Raw genomic sequence first — 15,574 nt, 5'->3', positions numbered from 1 at the left:
CCCCCACACCCCCCGCCATGACTGCGTCGAAGGCTGGAGCTGCATCGCCAAATGGACCGGCACGCCGCTGTCGCTGGTGCTGGACCAGGCGGTGGTCAAACCGCAGGCGCGCTACGTCATGTTCCATTGCCTCGATACGATCGACCGCAGCCTCTCCGGCGACATCAAATATTACGGCAGCATCGACCTGATCGATGCCCGTCACCCGCAGACGATCCTCGCCTATGGCCTGAACGGCAAGCCGCTGCCGGTCGAGAACGGCGCTCCGCTGCGGGTTCGCGTCGAGCGCCAACTCGGCTACAAGATGCCGAAATATCTCTACAAGATCGAGCTGGTCGACGGCTTCGCCACTGTCGGCGGCGGTCGCGGCGGCTATTGGGAAGACAATGGATATGACTGGTACGGCGGAATCTGAATCGCACACCGCAAACGCTGCGGCGCCAAAGATGGCCAACCTATAGCGAGCGGCGAAACAGTTCGCCCTTTCCGGCGATCTGCTGGCCAATGCCGCCGAGCCGCAGCATGTGCCAGGCAAGGGCGTGATTGCTCGAGGTTACCGGTTTCCCCAGTTCCTTCTCGACCTCCTCGATGATGCGGGCAACGCGCATGCTGGTGCAGGAAACGAACACCGCCTCACAGTCGCTCGACACACCGATTTCCAAGATGGCTTGCTTGACCGATGCCGGCGTGATGCGTGCAACGACATTGTCGTCCGCCTCGTTGAAGGAGCCCATGACCGGAATATCCATCCCCCGCGCCATCAGCGATGCCCGCAAGGAATGATTGATTTTCGCCAGATAAGGGGTGAGCAGCGCGATCCGCGAGATGCCCAGGGTCTTCAGCGCCGCCCTTGCCGCCGTCACCGGGTTGGTCACTTGCACGCCCGGCAGCACCTCATGAACGCGTTCGGCGACCTTGTCCTCGCCTATAACCAGCGCTCCCGAGGTGCAGGCAAAACCGATCACATCGAACTTGACGTCCGGCAAGAGCCCGACAGTTCCCGGGATGACGGCCGACATCTTCATCAGGTTTTCCGGCGTGATCTCGACATCGCTGTAGAGCCGCGCCTCGTACAGCCCGATGTCGCGCGCGGGCAGCGCATAGCGGAATTCATCCTCGATGGTCTGGTCGGTCCGAAGGACGAGCAGGCCGAGATTGGCGCGGGTGCCGATGCCGTCGTCGGTCCTGAAGGGAATGTGTTCCCTGTCGACGACAAGCGCGGCGCGGCTAAGCGGGGCGTCCATGGCGCAGTCCCCTTCCTGATGCCCATCAGAATTGTCGACAATAAAAACGACAACTTTGCCAAACGTGTCAAGAGCTCCATTCCAATTTTGGGAACCGGGAAGTGCCGGGATTTCGCCCTCTCTGAACGGTGAATCGATCGTCGACCCACGCGCCGTTGACAATGACCAGCGTCTTCCGGTTGAATTGTCGACAATAGAAACGACAACCATTCGGGTCAGCGATGCGCATATTGATCTTGGGCGGCGGCGTTGTCGGGATCACCACTGCCTATCAGTTGCAGAAGGACGGCCACACGGTCACCGTTCTCGAGCAGGCATCACAGGTGGCCGAAGGGGCTAGCTGGGCAAATGCCGGCATGATCGCGCCGGGCCATTCCTTCGTCTGGTCATCGCCGGCCGCGCCAAAAATCCTGCTGAAGTCGCTGTTCCAGAAAGACCAGGCGCTTCGTTTCAAGCTCTCCGCCGACCCGCATCTCTACAGCTGGTCGCTGCGCTTCCTCATGCAATGCACGGCCGCCAAAGCGCGTCGCAACACCCTTCTCAAACATCGGCTTGCGGTCCATTCCCAATCGGTCCTACAGGCGGTCGTCAGGGAGGAAGCGATCCAGTACGACAGGACATCGGCCGGCATTCTTTACTTCCACCGCAACCGCCAGGCGCTCGACAAGGGCATCGCCAACATGCGCCTGCTGGAGGCCGACGGCCAGGAGATCCGCATCATAGACGCGCAGGAAATCGTTGACCGCGAGCCGGCGCTGGCTTCGTCGCGCGGCAACATTGCCGGCGGCATATTGTGTCCGACCGACGAAACCGGCGACGCCGCCAAGTTCACGCGCGCGCTGGCGGCCATCGTCGAAAATAGGGGCGGCAAGATCCTGACAGGGACCAGGATCGTCGGGATCGAACGCAGAAAGGAAACGATCACCCGGGTCGTCACCAACAAGGGAGAGGTTCTGGCCGACACCTACGTTCTGTGTCTCGGCGCCGAGAGCCCCGTCCTCGCCCGCAAGATCGGCCTTGGCCTGCCGATCTATCCGGTCAAGGGATATTCCCTGACCATTCCCATCGTCGACCAGGCGCTGGCTCCAAAACTCCCTGTCATCGATGAGCACAATCTCGTCGCCATCACGCCGATGGGCGATCGCATCCGCGTGACCGCCACCGCGGAATTCGCGGGCTATGATCGCAGCCACAAGCCTTCGGATTTCGCCTTCATGAAGCGCGTCACGCAGGACCTGTTCCCGCGCGGCATCGCCTATGATCGCGCCGAGATGCGGGCCTGCCTGAGGCCCATGACGCCCGACAACCTGCCGATCCTCGGCCGGCGCGACATTCGAAACCTGTGGCTGAACACCGGGCACGGCCATATCGGCTGGACGATGGCGCATGGATCGGCCCGTATCGTCGCCGATCTGATCGCCGGCCGGGCAGCGCCGATCGCCCTCGACGGCATCCTTCCCACACAGGCGCGGTTCGCCGAACCAAGCGCCGCAAAGGCTTGACGACGCCATGCTCCGAGCCACAAGGCAAAGCAACCGGGACAACAGCGCAGCGCTGGCATCCAAGCCGATCAAGACCGGCCCGCGCGTCTATGAAGAAATCCGTCGCATGGCGATGGATTATCGCTTCAAGCCGAACGAGCGCATCAACGAAGTGGCGCTTGCCGCCAGGCTGAATGTCAGCCGCAGCCCGGTCCGGGAAGCGCTCCAGCGGCTGGTCACGGAGGAACTCATCACTTTCCAGACCAATCGCGGCTTCTTTTGCCGGGGCTTCGATGTCGACGAGATCGTCAATCTTTCCGACGTGCGAGCGGTGCTCGAGGAGCGCTCCGTCAGGCTGGCGGTCCAGCGCGCGACAGATGAGGAGCTTGCCGCGCTCGTCGACTGGTGGGCGCTCACCATGGCGCGCGCCGACTCGTTTTCCAGCACTGAGCTGACCGCCAGGGACGAGGAATTTCACATCCGCATCGCCAGGCTGTCAGGCAATCCCGAACTGGCGCGCATGCTCGAAGGCATCAACACGCGCATCCATTTCGTTCGCAAGATCGAAGTGGAGAAGCACCGGCGATTGTCGACGACCTACACCGAACACAGCGAAATCGCCCGGGCCATGGTAGCCCGCGATGCCGACAGGGCCGCAAGGCTCATGCACGACCACATCGCCATCAGCGTCGCCGATGCCATGTCGACCGTCAGGGAAGGCTTGGCAAGGATATACATCGACGTCGGCCAGATCTAATCGGGCAACCCCAGCTTTGACCGAGGCAACCCCCTACCGCTCAGGCAGCCCCTACCGCTCAGGCTACCTTGTCGAGCAGCGGCCTCAGCGCCGGATGGATTTCCGGTGAGGCGTGCTTGATCAGGGTCAACAGCGCGCGTTCGTTCTCATAAAGAGGCCTGTCGACGCCGATATGTTCGATCAGCCAGCCGGCTTCGCCGGCATCGACCGTCTCGGCGCGGCGGGCCAGAGCCTCGGCCGCCCTGTTCTTGGCTTCCCACTCGGCCTCGACGTCGCCTGGAGACCGATAGGCTTCCATGATGCCGGCAAGGCCTCCGGAGATCATGCGGCTGAAGAAGCCGCCGATTTCCGGATCGGCATGTTCGAGGAAGGCATCACGGCGCAGCGCCACATCGCGCGTCGGTGCTTCGTAGCCGGCCGAGCACATGACGAAATTGGCGATCGCCTTGACGAACAGCTCGTTCCAGGACGGATCGTTGTGCCCTTGAGCAGTGCACTCGTTGATCTTGAACAGCACCTCGGCCTCGGCGCGCGTGATGGCGATGTTGCCGTCGCCGCCATGGGCATGGAGGATCCGGCGCAGCAGCTCAACCTCCGCCTGTGCGATGAGGCCGGGAGCCAGCGTGCCGCCGAGCATCAGCGGCCCCTTGCCGTCAATGACGGCATGCGCCACCTGCTCCAGCGCATAGACGCAAAGCTGGCTCGGCGACGATTTCGCCTGTTCCAGCACATGCACCAGCAATTCGAGCTCGGTCCGGCTGTCGACCATGCCATCGCGCGAGATCGTGCGGATCAGCCAGTCGGCATTGTCTTGCGAGATATAGCCCGACGGCTTTTCCTGGTGGACGATATAGTCGGTGACCGCCTCGACGAAGAAGGGCGGCCATTCCTGGCATTTGTCCTTCGCCGTTGCATCGAGCGCAAACAGCGCCTCGGCCTCGCCGCGCGTCACGACGCCATCGCCGAACACTTCATGGCGCAACATCGCCACGTCCTCCGCGGCGATGCGGCTTTTCGAGGTCAGCCCGGCCACCGGCGCGCTCATGATCAATTCGCCCATTTGTCGTCCCCGTCCGCCGTCGCCAAGCGCCGGCCCCAAGCGTCATACAAGCCAACATATCAGCAGTGTCTTGAAAAACCGGCAAACGGCGTGGTTAGCGAAGACTTGTCGGCCAACGCATGTCGCCCAAAACGTGCCGCGGTTTTGAAGAATGGCATGCACGCGCTTTAGATGTCGCTGACAGGTGACAAGCCGTCGCGCGCGAGCTATGGATGGCGCGTCGAGGACTCAGGGTCTGAGTCCTACCTGTTTGCGGGAGAGAACAGCGAGAGCTGTCGCCGAAGGGGAAATCGCCCGAAATCTCTCAGGCAAAAGAACCGTAGACGGGAAAGACACTCTGGAAAGTCGGGGCTTGCCCCCGCGCCGAAGGTGTAAGCGCCGCTGACAGAGTTCCGGCTGCGCGAGTCTCTCAGGCTTCAGACAGAGGGGCACGGACTGGTCGCCATTCGCGACCGATTGCGTGCGACTCTGGAGACGACATGACGGGCGACGATACAAGACACCTACCCCTCGAAGACATCCATGTAACCGCCGGTGCGCGCTTTGGCGCTTTTGCCGGCTGGTCGATGCCGCTGACCTATCCGGCGGGCGTCATGAAGGAACATCTTCACACCCGCGAACAGGCCGGCCTGTTCGACATCTCGCATATGAAGCTGTTCGAAGTCAGCGGGCCGGAGGCGGTTGCGCTGCTCAACCGCGCTTGCCCCTTGGATGCAGGCGCACTCCAAATCTCACAGTCCAAACTGTCCTTTTTCCTCAACGAGGCAGGCGGCATCCTGGACGACCTCATCGTCACCAGACTTGGCGATAACAGGTTCGTGGTAGTCGCCAACGCAGGCAACGCCTTCGCCGATGAAAAGCATTTGCGTGCACTTGCCGCGGATTTCGACGCCAGGGTCGAGCCGCTCGACCGCGTCTTCCTGGCCATCCAGGGTCCTGAAGCCTGGGCCGCCCTTTCCCGCGCCGGCATCGAGACCGGCTCGCTGCTTTTCATGCATGGTGTCGAACCGCGCAAAAACTGGTTCATGAGCCGGTCGGGCTATACCGGCGAGGACGGTTTCGAGATCGGCCTGCCGGAAGCCGATGCACGCGACCTCGTCGCCAAGCTGCTCGGCGACGAACGCGTGCTGTGGATCGGCCTGGCCGCCCGCGACAGCCTGCGGCTGGAGGCAGGACTGTGCCTGCATGGCCAGGACATCACGCCGGAGACCGATCCGGCCAGCGCCGCCTTGATGTGGGCAATTCCAAAGGACATCCGCGCTTCCGGCGCTTTCATCGGCGCCGATGCGCTCCGCGCCGCCGTGGAACGAGGACCCGCGCAAAAGCGGGTAGGGCTTAAGCCGGAAGGCCGCCAGCCGGTGCGTGGCGGTGCCGCGCTTTTTGACGCCGACGGCAATCCGGCCGGCCAGGTCACATCGGGCGGCTTCGGCCCCTCGGCCGGCCATCCGGTCGCCATGGGCTATGTCTCGACACCTCTGGCAAAGCCCGGAACGCGGGTCTTCGCCGATGTGCGCGGGACGAAAATCCCAGTCGATATCAGTTCCCTGCCCTTCACACCCCATCGCTACCGCAAAGGATGATCTCAATGGCAACGACCTATTTCACATCGGATCACGAGTGGCTCCGCGTCGAGGGCGGCATCGCCACGGTCGGCATCACTGATTACGCGCAGGAGCAGCTCGGCGACCTCGTCTTCGTCGAACTGCCGGAGACCGGAAAAAAATTGACCAAGGGCGACACCGCCGTCGTGGTCGAATCCGTCAAGGCGGCATCCGATGTCTATGCACCGGTCGATGGCGAGATCACAGAGGCCAACGGCACGCTGTCGTCGGATCCGTCACTGGTCAACTCGGCCGCAACAGGGGCCGGCTGGCTGTGGAAGATGAAGCTTGCCGACGAAAGCCAGCTCTCTGGCCTCATGGATGAGGCCGCCTACAAAGCCCATATCGGTTGATATCAGGACTTATTGACATGACCGCAGCACCCTACCCCTTCTCGGCCCGCCATATCGGTCCCGGCCTCAACGACACCAGGGCGATGCTGGCCGCCATCGGCGTGCCCTCGATCGAGACACTGATCAGCCAGTCCGTACCGAAGTCGATCCGGCTCGATCGGCCGCTTGCCCTACCAGCACCGGCGAGCGAAGCGGAAGCGCTGGCCGAACTCTCGGCTGTCATGTCCGGGAATACGGTGCTGAAAAGCTTCATCGGCGCCGGTTATCACGGCGTCCATGTCCCGCCGGTTATCCAGCGCAATCTGTTCGAGAATCCTGCCTGGTACACGGCCTACACGCCCTATCAGGCAGAGATCAGCCAAGGCCGGCTCGAAATGCTGTTCAACTTCCAGACGCTGGTCACCGAATTGACCGGCCTGCCGGTGGCCTCGGCCTCGCTGCTGGATGAGGCAACCGCCGTGGCCGAAGCCGTCGGCATCGCCTTGCGCCACCACCGTGACAAGCGAACCAAGGTCGCACTTGCCGGCACGCCGCATCCGCAAACGCTGGACGTGGTGCGCACCCGTGCCGAGCCGCTCGGCATCGAGATCGATGCCGAAACGATCGACGACAACACCGCCGCCCTGCTTGTCTCCTGGCCGGATACATTTGGCATCTATGGCGATCACAAGGCAGCGATCGACAAGGCGCGCGCGACCGGGGCTATCGTCGTCTTCATCGCCGACCCGCTCGGCCTGACGCTGACCGACGCGCCGGCCAAGCTCGGCGCCGACATCGCCGTCGGCCCGATGCAGCGTTTTGGCGTGCCGATGGGCTTTGGCGGCCCGCACGCGGCCTATTGCGCCGTCTCCGACAGGCTCACGCGGTTGATGCCCGGCCGCCTGGTTGGCCAGTCTACCGACAGCAAGGGCCGGCCTGGGTACCGGCTTGCCTTGCAGACGCGCGAACAGCATATCCGCCGCGACAAGGCGACCTCCAACATCTGCACCGCGCAGGCGTTGCTCGCCAACATGGCGACTGCCTATGCCATCTGGCACGGCCCCGCCGGGCTGCAGGCGATTGCCGGGCGCATCCACACGCTGGCCAATCGTCTCGCCTCCGGGCTCAAAGCAGCAGGTATCTCCGTGCTCGGTTCAAGCCGCTTCGACACGGTGACGGCGGAGGTGAAGGGCAAGGCAACTTCGATCGCCACTGCGGCTGAAAAGGGTGGCAGATTGCTGCGTGCCGTCGATGCCGACCATATCGGCATTGCCTTCGACGAAACTTCGACCGAGGCCGATCTCGACGCAATAGCGGCCCTGTTCGGCGCCAAGGCTGGTGTCTCCGCCGACAGCACGGTACCCGGCAAGCCGCGCGGCAAGGAGTTCCTGACCCAGCCTGTTTTCCACGAAAACAAGTCGGAAACCGAGATGATGCGCTTCCTGCGCCGGCTGGCCGACAAGGACCTGGCGCTCGACCGCGCCATGATCCCACTGGGGTCCTGCACCATGAAGCTCAACGCCGCCGCCGAGATGATGCCGGTGAGTTGGCCGAGCATTGCCAATCTGCACCCTTTCGCCCCGGCCGCGCACTCGACAGGCTACCGTGCCATGATCGGTGAGCTGGAGGGCTGGCTGTCAGAGATCACCGGATTCGACGCCGTCACCTTGCAGCCCAATGCCGGGAGCCAGGGCGAATATGCCGGCCTGCTCGCCATCCGCGGCTATCACCGCTCACGCGGCGACAACCACCGCACCGTCTGCCTGATCCCCTCCTCGGCGCATGGTACCAATCCCGCGAGCGCGGCGATGGCCGGCATGAACGTCGTCGTCGTGCGCTGCACCGAAGACGGCAACATCGACATGGACGACATGAAGGCCAAGGCGGCTGAACATGCGCAAAATCTCGCGGCGCTGATGTTCACCTATCCCTCGACGCATGGCGTGTTCGAGGAAGGCGCACGCGATCTCTGCGCACTGATCCATGAGCATGGCGGCCAGGTCTATTTCGACGGTGCCAACCTCAACGCGCTGGTCGGGCTTGCCCGTCCCGGCGACATTGGCGCCGATGTCTGCCACATGAACCTGCACAAGACCTTCTGCATACCGCATGGCGGCGGCGGACCCGGCATCGGGCCGATCGGCGTCAAGGCGCATTTGAAGCCGTATTTGCCCGGCCATGTCACCGAAGGCTCGGCGCACGCCGTCTCCGCCGCCCCCTTCGGCAGCGCCTCGATCCTGCCGATCACCTGGATGTATATCCGCATGATGGGCGCCTCGGGCCTCAAGCAGGCGACCGAAACGGCGATCCTGTCCGCCAACTACATCGCGACGCGGCTCGGTGCGCATTTCCCGGTGCTCTACAAGGGCAGGCAGGGACGCGTCGCGCATGAATGCATCCTCGACACCCGTGTGCTCAAGGAGAGTGCAGGCATCAGTGTCGACGATATCGCCAAGCGCCTGATCGATTATGGTTTCCACGCGCCGACCATGTCGTTCCCGGTTGCCGGCACGCTGATGGTGGAGCCGACCGAGTCCGAGCCCAAGCGGGAACTCGACCGCTTCTGCGAGGCGATGATCGCCATATCGGCAGAGGCAGCAAAAGTCGCCAGGGGCGAATGGCCTTTGGCCGACAATCCGCTGGTCAACGCGCCGCACACCGCTTCCGAGGCGCTGGCCGGCCAGTGGACCCATCCCTACTCGCGCCTGGAAGCGGCCTATCCGGCCGGCGACGCCGACACGGCAGCCAAGTACTGGCCCCCGGTGTCACGCATCGACAATGTCGCCGGCGACCGCAACCTGGTCTGCTCGTGCCCGCCGCTGTCGGACTATCTGGGGGCTGCGGAGTAATTACGCTGAGCGCAAGGCCGGCTTGATCGGCTCGGCCTTGCCCATCCTCTTGCGGCTGATGACACAATTTCGCCCGGCGCGTTTGGCGGCATAGAGCGCCGCGTCCGCCTCGGCGAGCACGTTGTCCAGCCTGCTGCCGCTTGCCTCGCCAAAGCCGATGCCGCCGCTGACCGTGCTACGCAACTTGCCGAGCTGGGTGGGGACGATTTCGGTGCCGAACGCCACGCCGATCTTGCTGGCGAGATCGTAAGCTTTTTCGTCCGTCATCCGCGACATGACGATTGCGAACTCCTCGCCGCCAAGGCGAAAAGCGTCGACGCCGGGCCGGGCATATTTCTTGATGACGGCGGCAAAACGGCACAAGACCTGATCCCCTACCGGGTGACCGTAGACATCGTTCGTCCGCTTGAAATGGTCGAGGTCGAACATGACGATGGACATGAACGGACCGAAACTCCGTTCGCCGTAGAGCGACGTCAATGCCCGGCGGTTCAGCAACCCTGTCAGCGGGTCGGTCATGGTCTCGGCCTTGAGTTCGATCTGCGCCTGCAGATGATGGAGGGAGAGCGTCAACGCTCCGAGCCCGGTCATGCAGGCGACCGCCACGACGGAATTCAATCGTTCGGCCCAGTTGTCGGGCGCAACCCCGAGCGTCCATTGCCCCTTGGTCAGCAGAACCACGCCGCAAAGCGCAAACGACATCGCGCAGGTGCCGCTCAGAAACGAAACCACCAGAAGGATGCGGCGGTCGTGACTGCCGTTGATCCAGAACATGGCACCGATCGCCGACAGCAGCGCCGTCACCGTGGTGTAGGTGACGATGAAGCCAATGCCGTCAAAGCCCATAAAGGTCACGACGGCACAAATGGCCATGGCGGCTAGCGCCGGTGCAACGGCGCGTCCGTAGCCGGGCACCCCCAGAAATTGCATGGCCGACAAGCAGATGATCAGGAACCCCAGGCTGAGCAGTGCAAGCACGATCTGGCAAAGCAGTGGATCGGGATCCTTTGTGTACCGCCAGAACAGGATCACATGCGCGACGAGCACCAGAATTCCGCACGCAACCGTCAGCACGAAACCTGCCTTGGGCGCGGTGAACCAGATGGCAAACATGGTGACGCTGAGGCATATGCCCGACAGCGCGGCTGCGAGCAGGAGCGAACTGAAGTCCAGCATATCGGGCAAGGGCCTCTTGAGCGTCGACGGTTGCGCTGCATTCTAGGTCAGCGGCAGCCCTCAGATACGGGTTTTCAGGCAATCCATCGATGCAACCTGCGGATAGGGTTTACAAAGCGTCGATGGCACGTGTCCCGAAACCGGACCCATGGATGCGAGATCAACCCTTGTTCAAGAGAGCGAGGTTGGCGTTGACGACGGTGGGATCGGCCATGCCGGCCTTCGCTTCGAGCAGCAGCGCCTTGGCCTTCTTGCGATTGCCGCGCAGCAGTTGCGAATAGCCCATATTGTTGACGATCTGCGGCTTGCGGCCGGCGACCTTCAAAAGCTGGCCGTAGGCTCGGTCGGCGAAGTCGAAGCGGCCGAGTTCATCATAGGAAGCGGCGAGCCCCATCCAGGCCTCCGCATTGTCGGCTTTCAACTCGACGGCCTTGCGGAAGTGCTTTTCGGCGAGGCCGTAATTGGCGTCGCGAAACTGCGCCTTGCCTTGCGCCAGATCGGAGGTTTCGGTGTCTTTTGCCGCCGGTTGGATGGCGGTGGTCTTGGTGGTGTCGACGCCACTCGTCGTACAGCCAGACATCATCAAGACGGCCGCCATTGCGGCCATTGCCGTGAAATTACTGTGACGCATGCCCCTGCCTCATCGCCCGATTGCCGGGTCGTTCTTCAGGAAACACAATATATCAGCGGCGATTAAACTTCGGTGCCGAAACGCCGCCAAAATTCGGCTTCGGGCACACCAGCCATTAACCACCAGGCACCAGACGAAGACTTATTCCCAAGAGAATCCCGGCAGCAAGGAAGCGAGCGCCTTTCACGGCCCCATGACCTTGAGTACCTCGGGGACCGGATAGCGGCTGCCGTCGTAGCGCAGCCGATAGGTCCGGTTCATCGGCTTGCCGGGATGGGACTGGCACTCGCCATCCTTGTCGGGAGACGGATCATCGGTTTGCGTCCGCTCGAGCGCGACTATGTCGTGATAGCCGTGATGGCTCGTCGGGCTCATTGCCAGGCTGACCTCAGTCGAATGAAAGGATCCCGCGCAATTGGTGTCGCCCTCGCCGCCATTGCCGGCCACGACAAGGCCATCGAGCACCAGGCGCAGGGCATCGCCGGCTAGAACATAAAGCCGCAGGTCGGTTTCGCTGAAGGGGTTGGCTTGCGAATGGTTCGCGATTTCGATGCGCAGGCCGAGGGCCATGACCCCGGGCGCCAGCCTGTAGCGGCCGGTATCGAATTCGATCTTGCGGATGGCGATGGCATCATCGGCGATCAGCCCCGGCTGAAGCAGGCGCTGGCGCACCTGCAGGCTGTTCCTGTCGACGACCAGAAGCTCGATATCGCCGACATGGCCATCGTCGCTGGATTGGGCGCTGTCGATCAGCGGCACGGCTACCAACAGCAGGTCGTCATGGGCAGGCCAGATCTTGCAGCTCAACCCAAACGGCGTGTCGCCATCCGTCAGGGCGATGCTGAAATGGGGTTCGAGCGTGAACGAGGTGCCGTCGGCGCTCTTTCGAGCTTTGGGGTAGGCCTGCTGCACCAGGGCGGCGGCATCGCCGCAATCGTCGGCCACGGCCCAGGCGGGCGACAGGCTGGCTGCGGCAAGGCCGAGGAAGAGGGTGCGCAACAGCATGGACTTTTCACCTGCAAGGCCGAGTACGGTCATAACAATGGTTTGTCAGTCCCCTTGCTAGGGCTTTTGTGGGGCGCTCGCTAGAGCCGGACGATTTCAGGTCGAATCGAAGCCTCACAGTTTTCGGCATCATGCTAGTGCGCCGTCATTTTGACGATGACTGGAATGGCCGCGATCATCAGCACCACCGGCAGGATGCACACAACCACCGGCACCGACATCTTGGCCGGCAGAGCGTGCGCCTTTTCCTCGGCCAACGACATACGCTTGTGGCGCATGTCGTCGGAAAAAACGCGCAGCGCCCCCGACAGGCTGGTGCCGAGTTCCTTGGACTGCTGCAGCAGCGTGGCGAAGGAACGCACCTCGTCCAGGCTGAGGCGGTCGGCGAGCGCCTTCAGCGCATCGTCGAGGCTGCGCCCTGCCCTCAGTTCCAACGACACCAGCTGCAGGTTCTGGCTGAGCGCGGGGTAGGTCTTGGCGAGTTCCTTGGAGACGCGCTCTATGCCCGCCTCCATGCTCATGCCGGCATCCGAGCAGACAATCATAAGGTCCATGAAATCGGGAAAGCCGTTGCGGTACTCACGCCTGCGTTCCCGCACTTTCTGGCTCAACACCAGGCCGGGCAGGAAATAGCCGGCCGCTCCCGACAGGATGACGAATGTCCAGCGACTGGCCATCGTCGCGTCCGGGCTGGCCATCCATCGGTTGAGCACAAACACACCGATTGCCGTGCCGATCATCGCGCTGAACCGGATCAGGAAGAACGTGCCGACAGCGCGCGGCTCCATGTAGCCCGCCTGGATGAGCTTCATGCGCAGCCGGGCGACATTTTCCGGATCGCTCCTGGCGTAGAATTCCTGCGCCCGCTTCACCGCCTTCTCGCGCACGACGCCGGTATTCTTCTTCTGCACCGGCTCTGGTTTGGCGGCCACGGGACCGTTGTCGACCCTGAGCCGGCGCATGACCTCGTTGCGGTCGCCCTTCGCCATGACAACAGGCCAGGCAACAGCGGCAGCACCCGCCGCCAGCAGCAGGATGGCCACCGGCATCAACGAGGTCGGTGCAAGCGAGGCGAGGAATTCGATGAAGCCCTGCATGTCAGAACTTGAAATTCGACATCTTGAACATCATCAGATTGCCCAGCATCAGCCAGGTGATAGACCCACCGAGCAGGTACCAGGTTTTCGCCTCGCCCCAGACGTCGCGGTAGAAGCCCGGCATCAGCGCCATAATGGCGGTGAACAGCAACGCCGGCACCGCTGTCAGGATGTAGGCCGACATCCGACCTTCTGTCGCAATGGCGCGCACCTTGCGGCGCAGCTTGCCGCGCTCGCGGATCGTCGTCGCCAGGCCGTCGAGGATCTCGCGCAGATTGCCGCCCGAACTGGTCTGGATCGAGACAGCGGTGACGAACAGCGGCAGATCCTCCTGGCCGACCCGGTCGAACAGCGAGTTCAACGCCGAAACCAGATCGGAGCCATAGGTCACCTCGTCGGCGATGACGCCGAACTCGGTGCCGATCGGGTCGGGCATCTCGCGCGCCACCATGGCGATCGCTACCGGCACCGGATGGCCGGCCTTCAGGCCACGCGTGATCAGTTCCAGCGCCTCCGGCAACTGCATGCCGAACCGCTTTACCCGGCGCTTGCGCTTGAAGCGCAGCGTGATCACTGGCAGCACCGGCACAAGCACCACAAACAGCACAAGCCCCATCAACGGCGGCAAGCCATACCAGATGGCGACCAGGGTCATCGCCATCGCCATGCCGCAGGTGATCATCAGGAATTTCGACAGCGGCATGACCATGCCCGACTGGGTTCGCAAAGCGCGGAACCGATCCAGCGAAAACAGCGGCGTGCCCGCATCGAGGCCGCGTTCCTTGCGCAGTTGGACAAGCACCTGCTCTTGGCTGATCTTGCTTCCCTGCAGTTTCATGCGCCGGTTGATGGCGGTGCGTTTGTCGCTGCGGCCGGCGTAAAGCAGGTAGCAGGCCTCGGCGATCAGGATGCCGGTCAGCGCGGCCGCGGCATAAACGACATAGATCGCGCTCATTCCATCGAACACTTGGCTACTCCTGCGGCCGGCCGGGTTCGAAATATCGTCCAGGAAACTCGATGCCCATGGCGCGCAGATCCTCAAGGAAGCGCGGCCGGATGCCGGTCGCCTCGTAGTGCCCCAGAATCTTGCCGTCAGCCTCCATGCCGGTACGCACGAAGCGGAAGATCTCCTGCATCTGGATGACATCGCCTTCCATGCCGGTCACCTCGGCGACACTGGTCACCTTGCGCTTGCCGTCGGACAGGCGCGTCAGCTGAACGATCAGGTCGAGCGCGCTGGCGATCTGGCTGCGGATCGACTGCACCGTCATCGGCATGCCGGTCATGCCAAGCATCTGCTCGAGCCGCGAAATGGCGTCGCGAGGCGTGTTGGCATGGATGGTCGCCATCGACCCTTCGTGGCCGGTGTTCATCGCCTGCAGCATATCGAAAGCCTCCTCGCCGCGGCACTCGCCGAGAATGACGCGGTCGGGGCGCATGCGCAGTGCGTTCTTGACCAGGTCGCGCTGCTTCAGCTCGCCATGGCCTTCGATGTTGGCCGGCCGCGTCTCCATGCGCGCGACATGCGGCTGCTGCAGCTGGAGCTCGGCCGCGTCCTCGATGGTGATCAGCCGCTCGTCTTCCGGAATGAAGGCCGACAGCGCATTGAGCATGGTCGTCTTGCCGGTGCCGGTACCGCCCGAAATGATCGTCGTCTTGCGGGCATGCACGGCCGCCGCCAGCACTTCGGCCATGTTCTGGGTGATGGCGCCGAATTCGACCAGTTTGTGCAAGCCGAGCTTGTTCTTGGAAAATTTGCGAATCGACACCAGCGGCCCATCGACTGCAACCGGGCGGATGGCCGCGTTGAAACGCGAGCCGTCCAGCATGCGGGCATCGACCATCGGCTGCGATTCGTCGACGCGGCGACCGACCGCGGCGACGATCTTGTTGACGATGCGCAGGAGATGCGCCTCGTCCTTGAACGGAATGTGGACCGGCTGCAGCTTGCCCTTCTTTTCGACAAAGCAGTTCATATGGCCGTTGATCAGGATATCGTTGATGTCGGGGTCCTTGAGCAGCGGCTCGAGCGGACCGAGGCCGACCATCTCGTCGACGATGTCGTCGACCAGCGCGTCAAGCTCGACGGTGTTGATCGCCATCCGCTCCTGCTTGGTCTTTTCCGACACGAAATCATGCACTTGCCGGCGCATCTCATCCTTCGGCAAACGCTCCAGCGCGACAAGATTGATCTCTTCGAGCAGCAGCCGGTGGATACGCACGCGCGCATCGAGCACCTTGTTGGCATTCTTTGCCGGCGCTGTGTCCGGCTTTGCCGGCAAAGCCTTTCGGCTGGTCGGAATGACGACGGCATGATGGGCGACCGGCGTCGTCTCAGGCA

General features: G+C 63.0%; 14 protein-coding genes and 1 riboswitch. Of the genes, 6 read left to right on the top strand and 8 right to left on the bottom strand.

What is annotated here, in order from left to right; translation table 11 throughout:
- Window positions 1-415, top strand: a 415-nt coding sequence (locus EOD15_RS13295) for a molybdopterin-dependent oxidoreductase (protein ID WP_148129541.1), incomplete at its 5' end; no start/stop codon positions are given.
- Window positions 416-455: 40 nt separating this feature from the next.
- Here the strand turns inward: EOD15_RS13295 and EOD15_RS13290 are convergent.
- Window positions 456-1,244: an aspartate/glutamate racemase family protein gene (locus EOD15_RS13290; protein WP_127408554.1), complete on the bottom strand. Its 789-nt coding sequence runs from the start codon at window positions 1,242-1,244 to the stop codon at window positions 456-458.
- A gap of 221 nt (window positions 1,245-1,465) precedes the next feature.
- Here EOD15_RS13290 and EOD15_RS13285 point away from each other — a divergent pair, with 221 nt between their 5' ends.
- Entirely contained in the window at window positions 1,466-2,746 is a 1,281-nt protein-coding gene (locus EOD15_RS13285; RefSeq protein ID WP_127320639.1) for a D-amino acid dehydrogenase, read from the top strand.
- A 7-nt stretch (window positions 2,747-2,753) separates the two neighbouring features.
- A complete protein-coding gene (locus EOD15_RS13280; RefSeq protein ID WP_127320640.1) occupies window positions 2,754-3,482 on the top strand; it encodes a GntR family transcriptional regulator in 729 nt (242 codons plus the stop codon).
- A 58-nt stretch (window positions 3,483-3,540) separates the two neighbouring features.
- Here the strand turns inward: EOD15_RS13280 and EOD15_RS13275 are convergent, their stop codons facing one another.
- A complete protein-coding gene (locus tag EOD15_RS13275; RefSeq protein ID WP_127320641.1) occupies window positions 3,541-4,542 on the bottom strand; it encodes a hypothetical protein in 1,002 nt (333 codons plus the stop codon).
- Window positions 4,543-4,785: 243 nt separating this feature from the next.
- Window positions 4,786-4,872, top strand: a riboswitch (glycine riboswitch).
- A gap of 149 nt (window positions 4,873-5,021) precedes the next feature.
- On the opposite strand from EOD15_RS13275, the gene gcvT reads away from it, so the two are divergent.
- From gcvT to gcvP, 3 genes are read left to right on the top strand one after another with little or no spacing between them, the layout of a single operon-like run.
- Complete coding sequence (gene gcvT / locus EOD15_RS13270; RefSeq protein WP_127320642.1) at window positions 5,022-6,122, top strand: glycine cleavage system aminomethyltransferase GcvT; 1,101 nt, start codon at window positions 5,022-5,024, stop codon at window positions 6,120-6,122.
- 5 nt (window positions 6,123-6,127) lie between these two features.
- Window positions 6,128-6,496 (top strand): glycine cleavage system protein GcvH, encoded by a 369-nt coding sequence (gene gcvH, locus EOD15_RS13265; RefSeq protein WP_127320643.1) that lies wholly within the window; start codon window positions 6,128-6,130, stop codon window positions 6,494-6,496.
- Window positions 6,497-6,513: 17 nt separating this feature from the next.
- Entirely contained in the window at window positions 6,514-9,324 is a 2,811-nt protein-coding gene (gene gcvP / locus EOD15_RS13260) for an aminomethyl-transferring glycine dehydrogenase (RefSeq protein ID WP_127408553.1), read from the top strand.
- Here gcvP and EOD15_RS13255 read toward each other — a convergent pair whose 3' ends face one another.
- The 6 genes from EOD15_RS13255 to EOD15_RS13230 form a co-directional block, all read right to left on the bottom strand.
- Window positions 9,325-10,500: a GGDEF domain-containing protein gene (locus EOD15_RS13255; protein WP_127267795.1), complete on the bottom strand. Its 1,176-nt coding sequence runs from the start codon at window positions 10,498-10,500 to the stop codon at window positions 9,325-9,327. It abuts the gene before it with no gap.
- A gap of 160 nt (window positions 10,501-10,660) precedes the next feature.
- Complete coding sequence (locus EOD15_RS13250) at window positions 10,661-11,131, bottom strand: hypothetical protein (RefSeq protein ID WP_127320645.1); 471 nt, start codon at window positions 11,129-11,131, stop codon at window positions 10,661-10,663.
- A gap of 183 nt (window positions 11,132-11,314) precedes the next feature.
- A complete protein-coding gene (locus EOD15_RS13245; RefSeq protein WP_127379846.1) occupies window positions 11,315-12,136 on the bottom strand; it encodes a hypothetical protein in 822 nt (273 codons plus the stop codon).
- Between the two features lie 134 nt (window positions 12,137-12,270).
- Window positions 12,271-13,233 (bottom strand): type II secretion system F family protein, encoded by a 963-nt coding sequence (locus EOD15_RS13240; protein ID WP_127322803.1) that lies wholly within the window; start codon window positions 13,231-13,233, stop codon window positions 12,271-12,273.
- 1 nt (window position 13,234) lies between these two features.
- Window positions 13,235-14,200, bottom strand: coding sequence for a type II secretion system F family protein (locus EOD15_RS13235; RefSeq protein ID WP_127322802.1), 966 nt, complete (start codon window positions 14,198-14,200; stop codon window positions 13,235-13,237).
- Window positions 14,201-14,204: 4 nt separating this feature from the next.
- A partial coding sequence (locus tag EOD15_RS13230; RefSeq protein WP_245463661.1) for a CpaF family protein occupies window positions 14,205-15,574 on the bottom strand: 1,370 nt, incomplete at its 5' end.

This window comes from Mesorhizobium sp. M7A.T.Ca.US.000.02.2.1 (assembly GCF_003996995.1).
In the GTDB taxonomy this organism is placed as follows: Bacteria; Pseudomonadota; Alphaproteobacteria; order Rhizobiales; family Rhizobiaceae; genus Mesorhizobium.
Note: the sequence above shows the minus strand (reverse complement) of the source record. Positions and strands in the feature narration are given on the sequence as shown.

Bases quoted from the DNA above. Each gene is read 5' to 3' on its own strand.
- EOD15_RS13275 (WP_127320641.1), bottom strand. From the start codon at position 4,542: ATGGGCGAATTGATCATGAGCGCGCCGGTGGCCGGGCTGACCTCGAAA.
- EOD15_RS13245 (WP_127379846.1), bottom strand. From the start codon at position 12,136: ATGCTGTTGCGCACCCTCTTCCTCGGCCTTGCCGCAGCCAGCCTGTCG.
- gcvH (WP_127320643.1), top strand. From the start codon at position 6,128: ATGGCAACGACCTATTTCACATCGGATCACGAGTGGCTCCGCGTCGAG.
- EOD15_RS13255 (WP_127267795.1), bottom strand. From the start codon at position 10,500: ATGCTGGACTTCAGTTCGCTCCTGCTCGCAGCCGCGCTGTCGGGCATA.
- gcvP (WP_127408553.1), top strand. From the start codon at position 6,514: ATGACCGCAGCACCCTACCCCTTCTCGGCCCGCCATATCGGTCCCGGC.
- EOD15_RS13250 (WP_127320645.1), bottom strand. From the start codon at position 11,131: ATGCGTCACAGTAATTTCACGGCAATGGCCGCAATGGCGGCCGTCTTG.
- EOD15_RS13280 (WP_127320640.1), top strand. From the start codon at position 2,754: ATGCTCCGAGCCACAAGGCAAAGCAACCGGGACAACAGCGCAGCGCTG.
- gcvT (WP_127320642.1), top strand. From the start codon at position 5,022: ATGACGGGCGACGATACAAGACACCTACCCCTCGAAGACATCCATGTA.
- EOD15_RS13240 (WP_127322803.1), bottom strand. From the start codon at position 13,233: ATGCAGGGCTTCATCGAATTCCTCGCCTCGCTTGCACCGACCTCGTTG.
- EOD15_RS13285 (WP_127320639.1), top strand. From the start codon at position 1,466: ATGCGCATATTGATCTTGGGCGGCGGCGTTGTCGGGATCACCACTGCC.
- EOD15_RS13290 (WP_127408554.1), bottom strand. From the start codon at position 1,244: ATGGACGCCCCGCTTAGCCGCGCCGCGCTTGTCGTCGACAGGGAACAC.